The 19,650-nt window shown below is 55.1% G+C and carries 22 protein-coding genes; 6 read left to right on the forward strand and 16 right to left on the reverse strand.

Going from position 1 to position 19,650, the window contains the following annotated elements; all coding sequences use genetic code 11:
• From pheS to rpmI, 3 genes are all read right to left on the reverse strand, one after another.
• Positions 1-1,071, reverse strand: a complete 1,071-nt coding sequence (gene pheS / locus CU041_RS08610; RefSeq protein WP_101246510.1) for a phenylalanine--tRNA ligase subunit alpha — start codon at positions 1,069-1,071, stop codon at positions 1-3.
• Positions 1,072-1,192: 121 nt separating this feature from the next.
• Positions 1,193-1,549 carry a 50S ribosomal protein L20 gene (gene rplT, locus CU041_RS08615; protein WP_101246511.1) on the reverse strand — a complete coding sequence of 119 codons (357 nt, stop codon included), beginning with the start codon at positions 1,547-1,549 and terminating at the stop codon, positions 1,193-1,195.
• Positions 1,550-1,566: 17 nt separating this feature from the next.
• Positions 1,567-1,764: a 50S ribosomal protein L35 gene (rpmI, locus tag CU041_RS08620; RefSeq protein ID WP_044829755.1), complete on the reverse strand. Its 198-nt coding sequence runs from the start codon at positions 1,762-1,764 to the stop codon at positions 1,567-1,569.
• A 253-nt stretch (positions 1,765-2,017) separates the two neighbouring features.
• Here rpmI and CU041_RS08625 point away from each other — a divergent pair, with 253 nt between their 5' ends.
• Positions 2,018-2,977 carry an AEC family transporter gene (locus tag CU041_RS08625; RefSeq protein WP_170310182.1) on the forward strand — a complete coding sequence of 320 codons (960 nt, stop codon included), beginning with the start codon at positions 2,018-2,020 and terminating at the stop codon, positions 2,975-2,977.
• Between the two features lie 102 nt (positions 2,978-3,079).
• On the opposite strand, the gene CU041_RS08630 is transcribed toward CU041_RS08625, so the two are convergent.
• From CU041_RS08630 to CU041_RS08645, 4 genes are all read right to left on the reverse strand, one after another.
• Entirely contained in the window at positions 3,080-3,484 is a 405-nt protein-coding gene (locus CU041_RS08630) for a response regulator (RefSeq protein WP_101246513.1), read from the reverse strand.
• Positions 3,485-3,536: 52 nt separating this feature from the next.
• Positions 3,537-4,052 (reverse strand): translation initiation factor IF-3, encoded by a 516-nt coding sequence (infC, locus tag CU041_RS08635; protein ID WP_101246514.1) that lies wholly within the window; start codon positions 4,050-4,052, stop codon positions 3,537-3,539.
• Positions 4,053-4,283: 231 nt separating this feature from the next.
• Positions 4,284-5,315, reverse strand: coding sequence for a glycosyltransferase family 9 protein (locus CU041_RS08640; protein WP_101246515.1), 1,032 nt, complete (start codon positions 5,313-5,315; stop codon positions 4,284-4,286).
• Entirely contained in the window at positions 5,312-6,466 is a 1,155-nt protein-coding gene (locus tag CU041_RS08645; RefSeq protein ID WP_323133578.1) for a glycosyltransferase family 4 protein, read from the reverse strand. The genes CU041_RS08640 and CU041_RS08645 overlap by 4 nt, the downstream gene beginning before the upstream one ends.
• A gap of 116 nt (positions 6,467-6,582) precedes the next feature.
• Between CU041_RS08645 and CU041_RS08650 the strand changes: the two genes are divergently transcribed.
• Positions 6,583-7,401: an alpha/beta hydrolase gene (locus CU041_RS08650; RefSeq protein WP_101246517.1), complete on the forward strand. Its 819-nt coding sequence runs from the start codon at positions 6,583-6,585 to the stop codon at positions 7,399-7,401.
• 39 nt (positions 7,402-7,440) lie between these two features.
• On the opposite strand, the gene CU041_RS08655 is transcribed toward CU041_RS08650, so the two are convergent.
• The 5 genes from CU041_RS08655 to tsaD all read right to left on the reverse strand — a co-directional run bounded on the left by CU041_RS08655 (position 7,441) and on the right by tsaD (position 10,705).
• The gene (locus CU041_RS08655) at positions 7,441-7,776 is read right to left on the reverse strand and encodes a Rieske (2Fe-2S) protein (protein WP_233433053.1); all 336 of its coding nucleotides are present in this window, start codon (positions 7,774-7,776) and stop codon (positions 7,441-7,443) included.
• Positions 7,773-8,186 carry an EVE domain-containing protein gene (locus tag CU041_RS08660; RefSeq protein WP_101246518.1) on the reverse strand — a complete coding sequence of 138 codons (414 nt, stop codon included), beginning with the start codon at positions 8,184-8,186 and terminating at the stop codon, positions 7,773-7,775. The genes CU041_RS08655 and CU041_RS08660 overlap by 4 nt, the downstream gene beginning before the upstream one ends.
• Positions 8,187-8,189: 3 nt before the next feature.
• A complete protein-coding gene (locus tag CU041_RS08665; RefSeq protein WP_101246519.1) occupies positions 8,190-8,468 on the reverse strand; it encodes a YciI family protein in 279 nt (92 codons plus the stop codon).
• Positions 8,469-8,581: 113 nt separating this feature from the next.
• Positions 8,582-9,586, reverse strand: coding sequence for an NAD(P)H-dependent glycerol-3-phosphate dehydrogenase (locus tag CU041_RS08670; RefSeq protein WP_101247000.1), 1,005 nt, complete (start codon positions 9,584-9,586; stop codon positions 8,582-8,584).
• A gap of 60 nt (positions 9,587-9,646) precedes the next feature.
• Positions 9,647-10,705 (reverse strand): tRNA (adenosine(37)-N6)-threonylcarbamoyltransferase complex transferase subunit TsaD, encoded by a 1,059-nt coding sequence (gene tsaD, locus CU041_RS08675; RefSeq protein ID WP_101246520.1) that lies wholly within the window; start codon positions 10,703-10,705, stop codon positions 9,647-9,649.
• Positions 10,706-11,023: 318 nt separating this feature from the next.
• On the opposite strand from tsaD, the gene hemC reads away from it, so the two are divergent.
• The 4 genes from hemC (at position 11,024) to CU041_RS08695 (ending at position 15,670) form a co-directional block, all read left to right on the forward strand.
• A complete protein-coding gene (gene hemC / locus CU041_RS08680) occupies positions 11,024-11,968 on the forward strand; it encodes a hydroxymethylbilane synthase (protein WP_101246521.1) in 945 nt (314 codons plus the stop codon).
• Between the two features lie 75 nt (positions 11,969-12,043).
• Complete coding sequence (locus CU041_RS08685; RefSeq protein WP_233433054.1) at positions 12,044-12,727, forward strand: uroporphyrinogen-III synthase; 684 nt, start codon at positions 12,044-12,046, stop codon at positions 12,725-12,727.
• Positions 12,728-12,767: 40 nt separating this feature from the next.
• A complete protein-coding gene (locus CU041_RS08690) occupies positions 12,768-14,240 on the forward strand; it encodes a COG4223 family protein (RefSeq protein WP_101246523.1) in 1,473 nt (490 codons plus the stop codon).
• Positions 14,237-15,670 carry a heme biosynthesis protein HemY gene (locus CU041_RS08695; RefSeq protein ID WP_101246524.1) on the forward strand — a complete coding sequence of 478 codons (1,434 nt, stop codon included), beginning with the start codon at positions 14,237-14,239 and terminating at the stop codon, positions 15,668-15,670. Before CU041_RS08690 ends, CU041_RS08695 begins: the two co-directional genes overlap by 4 nt.
• A gap of 72 nt (positions 15,671-15,742) precedes the next feature.
• Here the strand turns inward: CU041_RS08695 and CU041_RS08700 are convergent, their stop codons facing one another.
• From CU041_RS08700 to CU041_RS08715, 4 genes are read right to left on the reverse strand one after another with little or no spacing between them, the layout of a single operon-like run.
• Complete coding sequence (locus CU041_RS08700; RefSeq protein WP_101246525.1) at positions 15,743-16,705, reverse strand: ABC transporter substrate-binding protein; 963 nt, start codon at positions 16,703-16,705, stop codon at positions 15,743-15,745.
• Between the two features lie 22 nt (positions 16,706-16,727).
• A complete protein-coding gene (locus CU041_RS08705) occupies positions 16,728-17,792 on the reverse strand; it encodes a FecCD family ABC transporter permease (protein ID WP_101246526.1) in 1,065 nt (354 codons plus the stop codon).
• Positions 17,792-18,805 carry a FecCD family ABC transporter permease gene (locus tag CU041_RS08710; RefSeq protein WP_101246527.1) on the reverse strand — a complete coding sequence of 338 codons (1,014 nt, stop codon included), beginning with the start codon at positions 18,803-18,805 and terminating at the stop codon, positions 17,792-17,794. Before CU041_RS08710 ends, CU041_RS08705 begins: the two co-directional genes overlap by 1 nt.
• Positions 18,802-19,593 (reverse strand): ABC transporter ATP-binding protein, encoded by a 792-nt coding sequence (locus tag CU041_RS08715; protein WP_101246528.1) that lies wholly within the window; start codon positions 19,591-19,593, stop codon positions 18,802-18,804. Before CU041_RS08715 ends, CU041_RS08710 begins: the two co-directional genes overlap by 4 nt.
• Positions 19,594-19,650 lie beyond the last annotated feature (57 nt).

Consider the following 19,650-nt stretch of genomic DNA (forward strand, 5'->3'; position numbering starts at 1 on the left):
TCAGCCCCTTACCATGTTCGGTACATCCAGCGGCACGAAACCATAATGCTTCAGCCAGCGCAGATCGGTATCGAAGAAGGTGCGAAGATCGGGAATGCCGTATTTCAGCATGGCGATACGTTCGATCCCCATGCCAAAGGCAAAGCCCTGATATTCATTCGGGTCAAGACCACAAGCTGCGAGAACACGCGGGTGAACCATGCCACAGCCGAGAATTTCCAGCCAGTCATCGCCTTCACCGATTTTCAGCTCGCCGCCTTTGCGCGAACAACCGATATCCATTTCGGCACTCGGTTCGGTGAACGGGAAGAAGCTCGGACGGTAACGGACCGGCACATCATCAAGTTCGAAATAGGTTTTGACGAACTCAAGCAGGCAGCCCTTCAGATGACCCATATGGGTTTTCTTGTCGATGACCAGACCTTCGACCTGATGGAACATCGGCGTATGGGTCATATCGCTATCGGAACGATAGGTACGACCCGGCGCAATGATGCGGATCGGCGGGGTTTTGCTCTGCATGGTTCTGATCTGAACCGGTGATGTATGGGTCCGCAGCACAAGGCGCGATCCATCTTCCTGTTCAGGCAGATAGAAGGTGTCCTGCATTTCACGCGCCGGATGTTCCGGCGGAATGTTCAATGCGGTAAAGTTATGGAAGTCATCTTCGACGTCCGGCCCCTCGGCCAGGGCAAAGCCCATCTCGCCAAAGATCGAGACAATTTCATCAATCGTCTGGCTGATCGGGTGAATGCGGCCTGCGGTTTCATCCGGGCGTGACGACAGGGTGACGTCGATCCGTTCGCCGGCAAGACGCGCCTCAAGGGCTGCATCTTCAAGGGCGGTTTTGCGGGTGTCGATTGCGCCTGCTACCTGGTCTTTGACAAGGTTCAGCGTCTGACCAAATTCACGACGCTGATCCGGGTCCATCTTGCCAAGGTTTTTCATCAGGCCGGTAATGCGGCCTTTCTTGCCAAGGGCGCTGATGCGGACTTCTTCAAGAGCAGCAAGATCAACTGCCTTTTCGACTTCCGCCAGAACCTCTTCGCGCAATGCTTCGATGTTTTCCATAACTTCCGACGCTTTGGCTTGGGTTTAAAAAAGTACATAAAGAAAAAGAAAGGGGACGGCCAATATGGCCGCCCCCGATCAAATCAGGCAAGTGCCGATTAAACCTTTTGACAAAGGTTTATTAGCCGAGTGCAGCCTGCGCCTGGGTGACCAGAGCTTTGAAAGCTTCCGGTTCACGCACTGCGATGTCGGCGAGCACCTTGCGGTCCAGTTCAACACCAGCCTTCTTCAGGCCGTTCATGAACTGCGAGTAGCTCAGGCCGTTCTCACGTGCGCCAGCGTTGATACGCTGGATCCAGAGCGAACGGAACTGGCGTTTCTTAACGCGACGATCGCGGTATGCATACTGCAGACCTTTTTCCACAGCCTGAACGGCGGTGCGGAAAGTATTGTTGCGGCGACCGCGGTAACCCTTGGCAGCCTTAATAACCTTGCGGTGACGAGCGTGTGAAGACACGCCCCCTTTTACACGAGCCATTTAACTCTCCTTCAACCTTAACCGTACGGCAGGAATTTTTTGACGATGCGGGCATCTGCGTCACAGAGGATCTCCGTGCCACGAGCCTGGCGCTTCATCTTGGTCGGTTTTGCAGTCAGAAGGTGGCGCTTGTTTGCCACGTTGTGACGAACCTTCCCGCTTGCAGTCAGGCGAAAGCGTTTTTTCGCACTCGATTTGGTCTTCATCTTGGGCATTTTTCTATCCTTGCATAAGCAATGAAAACGAAATCCCCTTCGGCGGCTGGGCATGCCCTGAAGGACCATTACAGACCTTCCAGCCTCACCACCTGTTTTGGGGACGGGTGGTTATAGACTCCGGGATTGCCTTTTTCAAGGGCCAATTCGCCCCTTTCCCCTTGCTTTTTGCGGCTCTGACCCGCCATTGTGCGCAGGCTTGTTTGTTTATCCACTCAGCAAGCGTCCTGATTTCAGCTATCTGACTGATCATATGTCACAAATCACGTCTATCATTTTGCCGTTCTTTGCCCTGATCGGTCTGGGCTGGATTGGCGGCAAGTTCAAAATTGTCACGCCTGAAGGCATGCGCGGCATTAACGGGTTTGTCTTTTATTTTGCCCTGCCTGCCCTTTTGTTCCGCGCGCTTGCAACCCGCACGCCGGCAGAAATCTGGCAACCAGACATTCTACTGGCTTATGGCGGCGGGACACTTGTGGTTTATGGGCTTATCCGTCTGATGGCGGCCAAAATCTTTGATCTCGACCCGACCAGCCAAACCCTGTTTGCCTTTGCCGGAACGATGTCCAATGTCGGCTTTATGGGATTGCCGCTTATTATCGGGTTATTGGGGCCCGAGGCCACTGTTCCGCTGATCGTCGCCCTGGCCTTTGATTTGATCGTGATGTTGTCGCTATCCCTTTTGCTACTGGAAGGGGCCAAACATGCCAATGGCAGCAAATCGGTTGGCAAGATCATTCGCGGGACGCTGACCAACCCGGTTGTCCTGGCGATCATGGCTGGCGTGTTTGCCAGCCTGATGGATATTCGCTGGCCCGATGGTATTGACTATCTGCTTGAATTGCTTGGGCGAAGTGCAGGGCCGGCCGCCCTGTTTGCAATTGGCGTTGCCCTTGTCGGTCGGCCGATTGCCGAAAAACGTGCCGAGCTTGCGGCCATGTCGATCGCCAAACTGGTGGTCCATCCAATGATCGTTTTTGTCGGCTTTTATCTGGTGGGGACCGTTAGTGCACTTGAAGCAAAGGCTGTATTTCTGCTGGCCGCGTTACCGACTGCGGGCAATGTTTTTGTCGTGGCGACGACCTATGACCGATATATCGTCCGCAGCTCATCGATTGTGCTGGTAACGACCGCATTGGGTGTGATTACGTTTTCGATCTTTTCGTTTTATATCGATCAGATCATTGGCGTGCTTGAGCACATAGCACCCTAGCCCCGCCCGACTTAAACGGGGCAACATTACGTGCATTGCGATCTGATTTTCGCGAAACGGACTTTAACAGGAAAGTTTGCAGCCTGATCCGGGGTTATGGGATCAAACGGCGGTTTTGATGGTGTGGGCGCGGCCGATCCACTTGTCGATTCGGCTCATCAGCTTTTCGCGATTGACCGGTTTGAGAACAAAGTCATTGCCCCCCGCAGCAACACCACCGCGCAGATCTTCTTCGCCCTGACGGGCCGTTACATAAATGATTGCACAGGCCAGATCCGGGAACTGGGTACGCACATTCAGCGCGGTTTCAAACCCGTTCATGTCCGGCATCATGATATCCATCAGAATGATACGGGGGCGCTTGGTCTTCAGAAGCTTGAGAAGCTCCGCGCCAGAGGAAACACCGACAAACGAGAAACCGCCGCTTTCGACGATTCGTTTGAGCAGAACCAGACTCTTGGGATCGTCATCGACACCAACGATCAGAAGATCATTTCCAGCTGGCATGGCATTCCCTCTTTGGCTTGGACCTTGGGGCAAAACGGCAAAACGCCGCGTCTTAACGCGGCGCCAGCACCATAATCATAACACGGCCTTCCATCTTTGGCATCATTTCCGCTTTTGCGAGATCGTCGAGATCCCCCGAAAAACGTTGCAGCATGCCAAGACCGAGATCCTGGTGAGCCATTTCACGTCCGCGGAACCGCAGCGTGACTTTCACCTTGTCTCCACCGCCAAGAAACTTCTGCGCGGCGCGCAGTTTGACATTGTAGTCATGGGTGTCGATGTTCGGACGGAGTTTGATCTCCTTGACCTCGATCACCTTCTGTTTCTTCTTGGCCTCGTTCTGCTTCTTGCTTTGTTCGTATTTGAACTTGCCGTAGTCGATCAGCTTGCACACAGGCGGTTCAGCATTCGGCGCGACTTCGACGAGGTCGAGTCCAACTTCCGCTGCCATTTCAATGCCTTCACGCACCGTCATCGGCTCCGACATATTGCCTTCGGCATCGACAACACAGATGGAACGGGCTTTGATATCCTCATTGACGCGCGGACCTTCCTTGGTCGGCTGCATCGGTTTGCGTGGTCGTGCTATGGATAATCTCCTATGGTAATCAAACAAATCGGTCAGAAACAGAAACGACGAAAAGCACCGCTTGATCCGACAGTGTTTTCGTTCCGACCTCACCTAGCATATCCGCGTGCGTTCAGAAAGCAATGTTTTTAGGCAATTAAACCGGACGCAAAGCGCCATTTTCTGCGCATTTTATTCACAAGCCCCTGTAACGGCATTTGCGCAAGACACCTAATCTGTCAGATCGAGACGATGACGCACTTCATCCATCACCCGGTTGACGGTCAACTGACGCAGATCACTTTCGCGGATAATACTGACGGCATCCTTTGAAAGTCCGCGCGGCGCACTGAGTTTCGGATCAGATTCGCGGGAAAACAGCACAATGGACGGTGCCCCCGCAGCAGCCGCGATATGCATCGGCCCGGTATCATTCCCAATCGTCAGCACCGAACGCGCGGCAAGCGATGCAATTTCGAGGAAATCGGTCCGTCCCATAAGGTTTCTGGCCTTGGGGCACATCTGATCAATCTTTTTAAGGACGTCGCCTTCCTTGTCTGTTCCGATCAGGACCGGCGTCAAACGGTAGTCTGCAAGCTTCTTGGCCAACAGACCAAATCGTTCAGCAGGCCAGCGCTTTGCCGGACGATGTGGCGCCCCGCCCGGACAAATCAGGACAAACGGGCTTCGAATACCGAACCGTTCAAGATCAATATCCGGACCCTGAATATAAGGAAGCGGCACATCGGAAATGCCCGCGTCATGCAGTTGTTCGGCCATACGATCAATTGAATGCATCGAATCCCGGTGCGGATTGGCGTGAGGATGCGAACAGCCTCTGGCGATCCCCGACCATTCCGGTTTCGGGCCCGGCCAGAACAGCTTGTAATAAAAACCGCTGCGATCTGATGTCTGAAGATCATACACCCGATCGAACCTGCCATTGCGCAGAAAACGGCGCAGTGCCAGAACTTCACGTGGCTGGCTCAGTTTGGGGCGGCGATCAATGGCGATGGAGTCAAAATGACCACTTGCCTTCATCAGATCGACATAGGGACGGGTGGTCAAAACGGTGATATGCGCGTCAGGATGTGCTGCCCGAATGGCCGCAAACGGCCCCAAGGCAAGAATGACATCCCCAAGCGCCGACAGCTTGATAACAAGAATCCGCTCGCGATGCGGTTCTTGTGCAGACACAGCACCATCATCAGCCGCGAGAGAAATCGCAGGATCCTGGCCGGTTTCAATTTTTTGATCGGTCATACTGCGTTCCTGGTAACGCGCTTGAGCGCCTTGGCGTAAACCCGCAAGGTCCGCTCAGCCATCTGTTCAAGCGAATATTCCGCAATCACGTGATTGCGTCCTTTACTCGCCAGAATTGCCCGTTTTTCCGGCGTCAGGCTCAGGACCTGAATCAATGCACGGGATAGCTGATCGACCTCGTTCGGACTGACCAGCCAACCGGTTTCACCCGGCAAGACCGTCTCCATCGCGCCACCATGTGCTGTTGAAACAACCGGCCGCCCCATGGCCTGGGCCTCGGACGGAATGCGACCGAAAGCCTCTGGCTGGATTGACGGACACGCAACAACATCTGCCAACATGTAAGCAGCAGGCATATCAGCACAATGGTCGACAATATGCACTACATCCTCAACACCGAGCTTGCGGGTCAATTGCAGGATTTCCTCCCGGTAGGCTGTTCGCCCCTGGTCCGATCCGACAATCAGGCAACGCACCTTTCGGTGGCCCAGTTCCTCAAGAACGGCTGGCAGGGCACGGATCAAGAAACTGTGCCCTTTCCAGCGCGTGATCCGACCTGGCAGCATGATGACATATTCTTCACCATTCAGGCGCCATTGGGTCGAAAGCGCAATCAGGCGTTCCTGACTGACATTTTCCGGATTAAACAGATCAACATTCGTACCACGTGGCACAATGTTCAGCCGATCCGGATCAACCTTGTAATATTTGTTGATGTGATTGGCGATATGCTTGGAAATCGCAATCACCTGATCGCCCATGGTCATGATCGCGTTGTAACGGCGCTTGAACGGATTGGTATAGCCGGAATAGGTACCGTGGAACGTCGTGACAAAGGGAATGCCGGCCTTGCGTGCCGCGAAATACGCGCTCCAGGCTGGTGCCCGCGACCGGGCGTGAATGATATCAACCCCTTCTTCCCGGATCAGCTTGACCAGCGCGTCAATATTTCTGCGCATCACCAGAATGTTTTTGGATTTGAGCGGCAGGTTGATGTGTTTGGCGCCAAAACGGGCCAGTTCACGCTCAAGGCGCCCGCCTTGCGATGCGACAAGTGCCTTGCCACCACCATCGACGATGGCACGCGCAATATCGACGGTACCGCGTTCCACCCCACCGGCATCAAGTTCGGGCAGCACTTGCAGAATCACGGCAGGACGATAGTCCCCGTCTTGCACTCGGGGCTCGGTTCGATAGACTGTTTCTGTCATTACTTCTGACGCGCTCATGCAACTCCAACCATCAACACCCAAGGATCCCGCCCCGGATGACACATGACATGCCGACGCCACAGCGTGAAAAGCCCCAATTTCTAGACCGGCCTGACGGGTTAAAAATCGCATACCATCACGTGCCGGGCAAGCCATCTGACGTACAGGCCCCCAATACTCCCGGCGTGATGTTCCTTGGCGGCTTCATGTCGGACATGACCGGCACCAAGGCCACGCACCTTGAGGCACACTGCGTTCGGCAGGGGGTGGCTTATACCCGCTTTGACTATTCCGGTCACGGACAATCGTCGGGGAAATTCGCAGACGGGACGATCGGCAAATGGACCAGCGATGCCATTGCCATTTTTGATGAAATCACAACTGGCCCGCAGATATTGGTCGGATCGTCAATGGGTGGATGGATCATGCTTCTGACCGCGCTAGCACGCAAGGAACGGGTCGCAGGTCTGGTCGGGATTGCAGCAGCGCCGGACTTCACAGAAGATCTGATGTGGGCACAATTCAGTGAAGAACAGAAAAAAGCGATCCTTGAGGATGGTGCGCTGATCGAACCCACGGAATACGGAGATGATCCCTATACCATCACGCGTGATCTGATCGAAGATGGCCGCAACCAGCTCTTGCTGCGCAAGCCGATTGATCTTTGCTGTCCGGTCCGGCTGGTACAAGGCATGCAAGACCCCGATGTGCCCTGGCAAACCGCCATTCGCCTGACCGAGGCACTGGTCGGCGATGATGTTCGGGTTGATCTGATCAAGACCGGTGATCATCGCTTGTCCGAACCCGATCAGCTTGATGTCATTACCGGTCATCTGGATGACGTGATCGCAAAAACGGTGTCCCAGGGAACCTAGGATCGCCGTTTCGATCGTCCGAAAACATCAACTTTCCGATCAGGCGAGAACCACGTTCTCGCCTTTGATCTTTACGGCGACCGGTTCAAGAACATCACCGGAGCAAGGACCCGAAACACATTCCCCGTCTTCAATGCGGAACCGTGCGCCGTGGGTTGAACAGATGATTTCTTCACCAAAATCACTGATGAATTCGTCCGGTTCCATTTCAAGCGGCACACCGATATGTGGGCAGCTGTTTACATACCCAAACACATCACCACCGCTTCGCACGACAAAGATACCGGTGCCAGCAAGATTGATGCCTTTGGCACCGGTCGCATCAAGATCAGAAAGCGCACACAAAACGGTCCCGGATTCCGGAAGACTGATCACGGTGTCACCCCGCCCATTTCACAGATCGCCGCCCAGGAGGCATCATCAATCGGCATCACAGACAGGCGCGACTGTTTAAGCAATGACAGCTCGGCAAAGCGCGGATCAGCCTTGATATCGGCAAGGGTCACCGGCGTTTTGAACGGCTTGACCGTCTTGAAATCAACCTGCACGAACTTGCCGGTCGCATCGGTCGGATCTGGATAGAATTCGCGCACCACTTCAACAATGCCAACAATGCGTTTTTCATTCACCGAATGATAAAAGAACGCCTTGTCACCGATTTTCATGGTGCGCAAATTCTTCGCGGCCTGATGGTTACGCACACCATCCCAGCCTTCGACATCTTTCTTGACCTGGTCGTCCCACGACCAGCTTCCCGGTTCGGTTTTGACCAGCCAATATGCCATGGATCAGAACACCTTCTTGAACGGGCGGATTACAACCGATTCAAAAAGCCCGGCCTTGGCATAGGGGTCATTGGCCGCAAATTCGCGGGCATCTTCGATTTTATCGAACTCGATGATAAAGACCGAACCGTTCATGCCCTCAAGATCAGGATCAAGGGTCGGACCTGCCGCAACAATACGATCAGCAAAGCCACCCTTGATATAGGCAAGATGGTCATCACGATTGGCCTTACGGACATCAAGATGACCGGGCTTATCAACGCAACGGATATAGAAATGCATGGACTGTTTCCTGCTTCTTTATGGGATCAATGACCATAAAGTGACAGAACCACCCGACATTCTCAAGCCGAACCAATCGGGACTACAAGGCTTGCACAAACAGCAGCCCGACGTCAGCCGGCACTTTCCAGTTCATCGCGGAACGGACGTTGCAACAGGGCATTAATCGTGCTGCGCAGATCGGCATTATGGTTTGCGACCTGATCGACCGCGGCGCAGATCGGCATTTCAACACCGTATTTTGCCGCAACCGCCGTAATGGACGCAGCGGTATGAACGCCCTCGGTCACGGAACGACGTTCTGCAAGAATCTCCTTGGCCTTGCGGCCTTCGCCAAGGGCAACACCAAAGGTGTAATTGCGCGAAAGCGTACCGGTACAGGTCAGGGTCAAATCACCAAGACCCGCCAGCCCCATCATGGTTTCAACCCGTCCGCCCATCGCAACAGCAAGGCGCGACATTTCAGCAATGCCCCGTGTAATCAGGGCCGCGCGCGCATTGTCACCAAGTTTGAGCCCGGCAACCACACCGCTTGCAATCGCAAGGACGTTCTTGATTGCGCCTGCAACTTCGACACCGGCAACATCAGTGCTGAAATAAGGACGGAATTCCGGGGTCCCGATAAGATCGACCAGTCGTTTTCCAAGCACCCGGTCTTCGCAGGCAAGCGTGATCGCAGCGGGCAGGCCGACCGCGACTTCCTGTGCAAATGTTGGCCCGGAAAGCACCGCAACCGGCACATTGCCAAGGGTCTCATTGACCACCTGCGCCATCAGGGCACCGGTTTCCTTTTCAATCCCCTTGCAGCAAATCACCGCCGGAAGATTATCCGTCCAGTGCGCGGCAAACCGGGTCAGGGTTTCACGCAAATGCTGTGCTGGCGTAACCAGAAGCACAGCATCTGAATCGCGAATACCGTCATAGTTTGTTGTCGCGCGAAGCGCACCTGGCAACGAAATACCGGGCAGGTAAAAGTCATTCTCGCCGTTATTGTTGATCCGGTCCGCAAGGTCGGGATTGCGCAAGATCAGTTCGACATCTTCGCCCGCACGCACCGCCTGCACCGCAAGAGCCGTTCCCCAGGCACCGCCACCAACAACTGTAATGCGCTTTTTCATGTTCATTGTTCCGGCAAAAATGAAGTCGTTTCGTATCGTGGTAACCCGCCCCGAGAGCCACTAGGCCTTGACGCCAGCACCGGGTCTTTTGGGGGCTTCGGGGTCGAGTGGCCAGCGCGGACGCGGCTTGAAATCAAGATCATCGCGTTCGCCAAACCGGAACCGTTCCAACCCAGCCCAGGCGATCATCGCGGCATTATCGGTGCAAAGATCAAGTGGCGGCGCAACAAGCTGCATTCCTGCCTGATCTGTCAATTCCGTCAAACGGCCGCGCAGATATTTGTTGGCGGCAACCCCGCCTGCAAGAACCAGCGTTTTGCCCGTCGGGTAATCGCGCATGAATTCAAACACCGCATTGCGCGCCCGATCAATCAGCGTATCACCGACAGCGCGCTGGAAAGATGCGGCAAGATCGGCTTTGACTTCGTCCGTTTGCTGATCGACAGGAAAACCGTCCATATATGTGCGAACAGCGGTCTTGAGCCCGGAAAACGAAAAATCACAGCCCGGACGGCCGCGCAACGGGCGCGGCAGGCCAAAACGATCCGGATCGCCCTTTGCCGCGATCTTTTCCAGGGCGGGACCGCCCGGATAGCCAAGACCCATCATTTTGGCAGTCTTGTCAAAAGCTTCGCCGACCGCATCATCAATTGTTGTGCCGATCCGTTTGTATTTGCCGACACCTTCAACAATCAGAACCTGACAATGACCACCTGAGACCAGCAACAGCAAATAGGGAAACGCAACATCATCGGTCAGACGCACGGTAAGCGCATGACCTTCAAGATGATTGACCGCCAGAAACGGCTTGTTGGCGGCAAAGGCAATGGCCTTGGCCGTCATGGTGCCGACCATCACCCCGCCGATAAGCCCCGGCCCGCCGGTGCAGGCAACCGCATCAAGATCATTGAAATCGACACCGGCATCATCCATGGCCTCGGCGACCAGCCGGTCAAGATGTTCCAGATGGGCACGCGCGGCAATTTCGGGCACAACCCCGCCATAGGGACGATGATCGTCAAGCTGGGACAAAACACGGTTTGCCAGAATTTCGCGCTTGTCATTGACGACAGCAGCGGCCGTTTCATCACAGCTTGTTTCGATACCAAGTACGATCATGGGTCTGATCCGGTCAGGGTGTGCCAAACAGTCGGCAATCGGAATACAACAATACGCCTGGCGATGATGTAGCGGAAAGTTTGCCTGCTTTCCACCCCCGACGGGCGCATTTGCCATATGCAGTTATCGCGCTTCACGCCCAACTTCGGCAATTTTCATCCAAATCCCCCGCATCGCCGACACCACGGCACGCGCGATATAAGTCAATGCGCGCAACCAATCAGTTGCTATCATCACCGTGGACAGACCGGAAAATTCGCACCCGATTTCCGCTGGCGAACCTTGTTTCCAAACGATTTTACGACTAAGACTCCTGCCATGACAGATACAGCAAAACTTCGCATCGGTACCCGTGGTTCACCCTTGGCTCTTGCCCAGGCACATGAGGTCCGTGACAAACTGGCAAAAGCGCATCCCGAACTTGCAGAAGACGGTGCAATCGCCATTACCGTGATTACCACGACCGGCGACAAGATCCTTGATCGTGCCTTGTCCGAAATTGGCGGCAAGGGCCTTTTCACCAAGGAAATCGATGACGCCCTGATGGGGGGCGAAATTGACCTTGCCGTTCATAGCATGAAGGACGTGCCGACAGTCCTGCCCGATGGCATGATCCTGCCGACCATTTTGCCGCGCGAAGACGTCCGCGATGCGTTTATTTCGCTGAAATATAAAAGCTTTGCCGAAATGCCGGCGGGGTCTGTCATCGGATCGGCGTCCCTTCGCCGTCAGGCAATGATCCTGAACAAATATCCAAACCTGAAAGTCGTGACATTCCGTGGCAATGTTCAGACCCGCCTGCGCAAGCTGGGCGAGGAACAGGTTGATGCCACCCTGCTTGCGATGGCCGGACTTAACCGGTTGGGTCAGCCGGAGATCGCAACCGCACCAATCGCCGAAGATGACATGTTGCCCGCAGTCGCACAGGGCGCGATTGGCATTACCATCCGCGAAGAAGACCAACAGACCAAAGATTGGCTTGCCGCCCTTCATTGTGAAAAATCGGCCATTCGCGTGGCGGCCGAACGTGCCGCACTCAAGGCACTGGACGGTTCATGCCGCACCCCGATTGCCGCACTGGCAGAATTCAATGACGATGGCAGCATGCGCTTGCGTGTCAGCATCGTACGCCCGGATGGCAGTGAACGACTTGATACCGAACGCCTGATTGCCAAACCCGATATGGCATCCGCCGCAGCAGCAGGCACAGACGCCGGTGAAGAATTGAAGCAACGTGGCGGGCCCGACTTTATTTCGGCCTGATCCCATAAATGGACGGGAACGCAGATGGGACCCTTGGTGTTAAATACCCGGCCCGAAACCGATTCTGCCGACCTTGTGGCCGCGCTTGATGCGCGCGGCTACCGCCACCTGTCTGCTCCGATGCTGCATATCTCGTTCCCGGCACGACAAAATCCACTTGATATCAGCCACTATCAGGGACTGATTTTTACATCTGCCAATGGTGTGCGTGCCTTTATCGGTCTTAGCAGCGAGCGCACTTTACCGGCACTTTGTGTCGGCGATGCCACGGCACGCATGTGCCAGGAGGCGGGTTTCAATTCCGTTCATTCGGCAAATGGCGACATTCATGACCTTGCGACCCTTATTCGTCAGAAAGTCATGGCATCTGATGGGCCGCTTTTTCATCCTGCGGCACGCAAAACAGCCGGTGATCTGGGCGCGATGCTGCGCGATGACGGGTATGAAATCGATCGCCAGACAGTTTATGAAGCGATCGCAAGTGATGAACTGCCCGAAGATGTACTGACGGCCATTCGCCGTCATCACATTGATGCAGTTTTATTTTTCTCTCCCCGCACTGCGGAAACCTTTGTTAAGCTTGTTCAAAGCTATAAACTTGAAGGTGACCTGGACAGGGTGAATGCAATTTGCCTCAGCCCGGCAGTGCAATCGAAGATCTCAGACCTTACATGGCATAGAACGCACGTTGCATCACAACCGACACAAGAATACCTTCTTTCCTTATTAGGGTCCGTCGTAACGGCTTGCCGTACCTGACGCCGTTTTGGGAATAACCGCAAACTGCAATGGTCCGATCGTGAAAACACCAGAAACGCCAAAAACCAACGCTTCCGCAAAGTCGACCGATACGGAAAAGCCAACTGAAACCATTTCCGTTGACAGCAAGGGCAATGCCAGCCCGGACCCCAAAAAAGCAGATGCAACCCCCGCATCAAAACCCGGCACGTCCGACAATTCGGCAAAGAAACCCGATAGTAGTCCCAAGGCCGAAAATCTGGCAAAGGCGGATGCCACCAAGCCTGGCTCCACATCGACGGGTGCAAAGCAACAGGACGAAAAACCGGCAAGCACAGCAGCCCGCAAGGGTGCAGGTGGCAAGGCAATTGTCATCTTTGTCCTGATCATTGTTGGCGGCCTGGCAGCTGGCTGGTTGACCCGCGCAATCTGGTGGCGCGATGCCCAGCCGCATCTGGCACAGTTTGTTCCCAACGATATTCTGGCTGAAATTGCGCCGGACGGCTTTGACGCAGACAATCCGCAAAGTGGTGAAATCACAGTCACCAACGCGCCGGAAGCCGCAGGCGGATCAGAAGAAAACACCATTCCGGCACCAAACGAAGATGCCGCAATGGCCGAAAAGGATGACGCCGAAGTCAAAACCGACGAAGAATCCCGTCCGACCGTAACCGGTATGGACAGCGAAACAGCCGACACAGCACCGATCCCGGACGGGGCGGTTGTGGTCGATCCGGATTTGACCGAACGACTGTCGCGTCTTGAAGGAACGATCAATGCGCTGCGTGAACGACTGAACAGCGAACGTGGCGATACCCTTAACAATACGGTTGCCCGCCGTATGGCCGAGATCGAGACCCGTACCGCCCCGATCGAGGAACTGGCACGCGTCGAAAGCGAACTGGCCGGTGTGGCCAATGAAATGCGCGAACTGTCCGCCCGCCTGTCGACCATGGAAGAAGAAGTTCGTGCCACCACCGGCCTTCGCGTCGAAAGCCGTGGTCAGGCCATCGCCATGGCCGTTACCATCCTGCGTGATGCGCTTCAGCGGGGTGGACCGTTCATGATTGCCCTTAATCAGCTTGAACGCAGTGCCGGCGATGACGCCGTGATCCTTGATCAGATCGAAACCCTTAAACCGCTTGCCGAACAGGGTGCACCGACCATCGAAAAACTGCGTCAGTCTTTCCCTATCATGGCGCAAGAGGCCGTTGCCGCAGCGACCGACGATCATTCAGGGAGTGTCCTTGATGCGACCTGGGCCAACATCAAAAAGCTGGTTCCGATCCGCCGTGTCGATGCCGCAGGCGAAGAATCCCTTGAGGGACGTCTTGTTCTGGCAGAAAACGCCCTGGCGCAAGATGACCTTGATGGCGCAGTCGCGGCACTTAACGGCGTCGAAGGTGAACATGCACAGGCAGCTGTAAGTGACTGGCTTGATGCAGCTAAACGCCGTCAGACCCTTAACGCGTCGATTGCAACCCTTAGCGCCCACGCCATCGGCCTTCTGACCGGGGCGGAGGACAGCCAATGATCCGTCTTCTGACCTTTATTCTGATCACGGCTGTTCTGGTTTTCTGCACCGTCTGGTTTGCCAACAATCCCGGCAACATGACGATTGTCTGGCTGGGATACCGGTTTGACGGATCGATCGGCATGGTTGCACTTGGCCTTCTGGCCTTGACCGTGGTGCTGGTGCTGGTCTGGCGTGGCTGGACAATGATTGCAAATTCGCCGGGCTGGATCGGGCGTTTGCTTGGCAGTCGTCGCCGCAAAAAGGGCCAACAGGCATTGACCATGGGGTTGCTTGAACTGGCATCGGGCGATGTGCGTCAGGCCCTTAAACATACCCGTGCGGTTGACCGTTATCTTGAAGATGACACCCTGACCCGTCTTCTGACAGCACAGGCCGCCGAACTGGATGGCAATAACGACGCTGCCAAACGCCAGTTCGAAGCCATGCTTGAAAAACCGGACTCGGCATTTTTCGGGCTGCGTGGACTGTTGCAATTGGCCCTTAAGGCCGATGACCGCGAAGCGGCACTTGATTACGCCGAACGGGCTCACCGTTTGCGTCCGCGCAACCCGGCGGTAATCGTGACCCTGTTTGACTTGTTGCTGACGTCGCGACGCTGGGACCGTGCATTAAGCCTGCTGGTGGATGCGCAAAAGGCATCGGTGTTCGATGAACAGGAACTGACACGTCGTCGCGCCCTTTTGATCACAGCCAAGGCCGAAGACGCCATTGCAGCTGGTGAAAATGCCGAGGCGATCAAACTCCTGCGCAAGGCATTAAGCGCATCCGCCGAATTCACCGGCGCGGCCGTCCTGCTGGCGGGTCTTTATCGTGACCTCAAACAGGATGCCAAGGCCCGTGACGTGGTAATGCAAAGCTGGCGTGTTGCGCCGTCAGCGGCACTGGGCACCATTTATCGTGAAACCCTGACCGGCGACCCGCTGCTACAGGTCAAATCGGTTGAGAAGCTGGTGGCAACCAATCCCGAACATGTTGAAAGCCAGATCGTCCTTGCCGAAGCCGCCCTTGAAGCGGACCTTTGGGGGGTTGCGCGCAGCAACCTTGAAAAGGCGATGGCATCAAAAGCCGAGGCACGCCATTACCGGCTTCTGGCCGATCTGGAATTGCGTGAAAATCAGGATGGCGCCAAAGCCCGCGATCTGTTGATCAAGGCCAGCCACGCCAATCCCGATCCGGATTGGCGTTGCGGGGCGTGTGGTGCGGAAACTGATCGCTGGGTCGTATCCTGCCCGTCCTGCCATTCATTTGGCAGCGTGGATTGGCGTGCCCCGCTGCGCGTCCATCAGGACAACACAGCCAAATCACCTGACACCCGTGCAAAAGATCCGGTCGCACTGGAACAGGATGGCACCGTCATTGACCATGATAATGACGGTGCCCCGTCCCCGACCGATCAGACGTCAAAAGGCAACCAGCCCGCGATTTAAAATCGTGCCGGCCCGGACAAAGAAACAAACCCCTGCAACCATGTTGCGGGGGTTTGGTTTATATCAGCCATGCTATTTCGATGTCGCCCAGGCCTCGATTGCATCAAGCGTGTGCCGCGCACTGGCAACCGTTGGCGTGGTTACGGCAACCGAATCAAGATAAAGAACCCGGCCTTCCTTGTGCGGGCGCAGGAAACGATCCCATCCCGGCACAATGGCATTCAACCGGTCACGAATGGCAGCCGGACCACGATCCGCACTGACATAACTGTTCATAATAATCAGAATATCAGGATTAAGGCGGGCGAACTGTTCGGAACTCAGCGGCACGGCGAAGCCTTGACCATAACCCGATGCCTTGCCACTGCCTTGAAGGTCTGCACGACGATATCCCAGATCCTCGATCGCCTGAATGACACCGGACATGTTACTGACGACATTGATCTGGTCATAAATGATCACGGCCAGATAGGTCTTTCCGTTCGGGGCTTCGGGCAATTTGGCACGCACATCATCAAGCTGGCTTTTATAGTCGGCCATCAGGGCATCGAAACGATCCGATACGCCCAGAAGGTCTGCCAGTTTTTGCTGGGTGCTGAACCCGGTGATATCCGGGGTCCGGATGTTTTTGAGATAAACCGGTGCGACAGATGACAGGATATCGGCTTTATCCGCGTCACTTTCCCCACCAATGATCAGATCCGGTTTCAGGGCACTCAGTTTTTCAAGGTCAATATTCCCCAGCGGACCAATACCTGAAATCCCCAGATCAGCGCCATCCTTGCCCAGAACGGTTTTGATGAAATCGACCCGCAACATCGAACTGCCATCATCGTTGCGCCCGTAAGACCCGACAATATCAAGCCCGAGTTCAAGGATCGGAATCCCCAATAGCGGTTCTTGCAAGACAACGATACGTTCGGGCGTATCGGGCATGGGCACGGTACGCCCGCGATCATCCTGCACATCGTGACTTTGTGCATGTGCCAGTCCGCTTGCAACAATTAGCGCCAGGGTCAAAAACAGCTTGTGCATGGGAACTCCAATCAATCGGGTATCAACCTGTTCGAGCCTGTGAAATGGTACGAAGACGCAGGGAAATGATAAAAATCGGGGCACCGATCATCATGATGGCAAGCCCGGTCGGCAGTGCCACCTGATCAGAGCCAAGACGCGTCAATCCATCGGCCGCCACCACCAGAACACCCCCGGTCATCGCCGCCAGAAACAGTCGCGCCCGACCCTTTGCCGGGGATATGAAACCGGCAAGATGCGGGGCCATCACACCCAGAAACACCAATGGACCGACCGCAGCCGTCGCCGCGGCCGTCAACAGCACGGCAACAATCAGAATGGCCGGCTTGGTGATATGAACGGCCTCCCCCAGGGCCAGCGCCATATGGTCACCAAGGTCAAGACTGCGCAATTTGCGACCGATCACCAGAATTGCCGGAATGGAGATAACAAACCATGTCGCAAAACTGCCAACAGCCGACCAGTCGGAATGGAAAAGCGACCCGGCAAGCCAGCTTGAAATCGCGTGTGACTGTTCGGGCGGCGCATATAGGATCAGGATCGATGTCACCGATGACAAAGTGGTTTCAACCGCAATCCCCATCAGCAAAATGCCAAGCCCCCCGGAATGATGACGCCCGACCAGTACCATCAACAGCACGGCAACCGCCAGCCCACCGGCAAATCCGGCAAGGGGAGTAAAGATCAACGGCAATCCGGGGAAAAGAACCAGAACAAGCATGATGACCACAAGCGACCCCTGGCTCAGCCCAAGCTGACCCGGATCCGCCAGCGGATTTTGGGCAAGTGATTGCAACATCGCCCCGGTCAGCGCAACGCACCAGCCTGCCATGAACCCCATCAGAATGCGGGGCAGACGGACATCTGCAATTGCAAATGCGACATCACCAGAGACAGCATCGCCATCAAACAATCCGACAAGGTCGGAAAATGTGCTGTCGGTTGATCCTGTGGTCAAAAGCGCCACACCACCGACCACAGCAACCATCATCAGGATCACCGCACAGATCAGATTATGCAGACGGATTTCCAAACCACCGGAAAATCTGAGAACGACATATCCATGAAGGCCGGTCGTCAAACGCATTACAACGACCTCCGCAATCCGGGGGTCAGGTAATAGCGCCGCACGACAAAGGCAAAAACAACGCCACCGAACAGGTCCATCATCACGCCGGTATGAAGAACAAACGGGCTGAAGGCCAGTCGCGCAACCATGTCGGCAATCAGACAAATGCTGGCCCCGACCAGAATGCAGCCCGGAATGATCATTGTCTGCTTTGCCCCGACCAATGGCCGCACAATATGGGGCACAACCAGACCGACAAACCCGATCGGCCCGCAAATTGCGACCGCCGCACTGCTTGAAAGAACCACGGATGCAATTGCCAGACGCGACACAAGGACAATATTAACACCGGCCGATGCCGCCTTTTCCGGGCCAAGGGCAATAAGGGTCAGCGCACGCGACAAGATCAGAAGCACGACCACACCACCGACGCCAACCGGCCACATCTGATGAAGGCGGTCGATATAGACATGGTTGATATTGCCCGTTACCCAGCCAAGGAACTCGTTTCGCAGTTCCGGCGTCGATAACAGCAAGGCATTGGCAATGCCGATAAACAGCATTGAAACCACCGCCCCGGACAGAATAAGTGACAACCCCCGCGGGTTGCCATCCATGCCCGACATACGTGCAACCATCAGACAGGCGCCAAATCCGCAAATCCCGCCAATCAGCGCCGCAATTCCCTGAAATGCGGATGAAATCCCGAAAAATATCACCCCGCCAACCACAAACAGGGTCGCACCAGCATTGATCCCTAAAAGTGCGGGTGATGCGAGGGGATTGCGCATCAATCCCTGAAGCACAGCACCGCTGCATGCCATCACCGAACCGACAAAAACGGCAATCAATACCCGTGGAAGACGTTGATAGATCACGACAAAATGGTCGTAATTATCCACATCAAAGCTGAAAAACGCCAAAAGGATGTCTTCGGGTGCAATATTGGTCGCCCCAAGTGACAGATTAGCAAAAAATGCTGCCATCAGGGTCAGAATGAAGGCCGAAAAGACCTTTGCACGACCGGTCATTCTGCGTTTGCCCGCATCTGTGCGTCCTGACGCGGCAAACAGACAAGACGATCTTCACGCATGAAAACATCGGCATCGAAATCAAAGACCATGCGGATGTTTTCCGGTGTGATCACCTGTTTGGTCGGGCCGCAAATACCTGCTTTGCCCTGACGGATCATCACCACATGGTCGGCAAATGCTGATGCCAGATTAAGGTCGTGCAAAACCGTGATGATTGTTTTGCCGTGCTCCTGACCCAGACGGCGCACCAGTTCAAGCACGGCATACTGGTATTTCATATCCAGATGATTGACCGGCTCGTCCATCAGAATGATGTCGGCATCCTGTGCGAGAACCATGGCGATCCAGGCCCGCTGGCGTTGCCCGCCCGAAAGCGAATTGACCGGCACATGGGCCATATTGACCAGCCCAACGGTGCGAAGAACGTCTGCAAACAATGCCCGGTCCTGTGCACTTGGCCCGCCAAACAGTGAATAGCGTGCATATCCGGCAAGTTCGATCAGCTCACCCAGAACGATATAATCCGGGCAATGGTTTTCCTGTGGCAAATAGGCGATGCGCCGTGCCAGGGTTTGCCGCGGAATATCGTCGATCGGAACATCATCAAGGGTGATGGTCCCGGCTGATTTTGGCAAAAGACCAAGGATCGCCTTGAGCAGTGTGGATTTCCCACATCCGTTTGGCCCGACCAGTGCCGTCACACCGCCTGTGTCGAACTGCACCGAAAGTCCGTTCAGGACCGGTGATTTTCCATAGGAAACAACAAGATTTTGGGCAGACAGCACGTTCAAAGGTCCGGTTTTTCAATCCTGACCAGAACATAGATCAAGGCGTTTTATGCT

The organism is Thalassospira povalilytica, from assembly GCF_002844235.1.
GTDB classification, from domain to species: Bacteria; Pseudomonadota; Alphaproteobacteria; order Rhodospirillales; family Thalassospiraceae; genus Thalassospira; species Thalassospira povalilytica.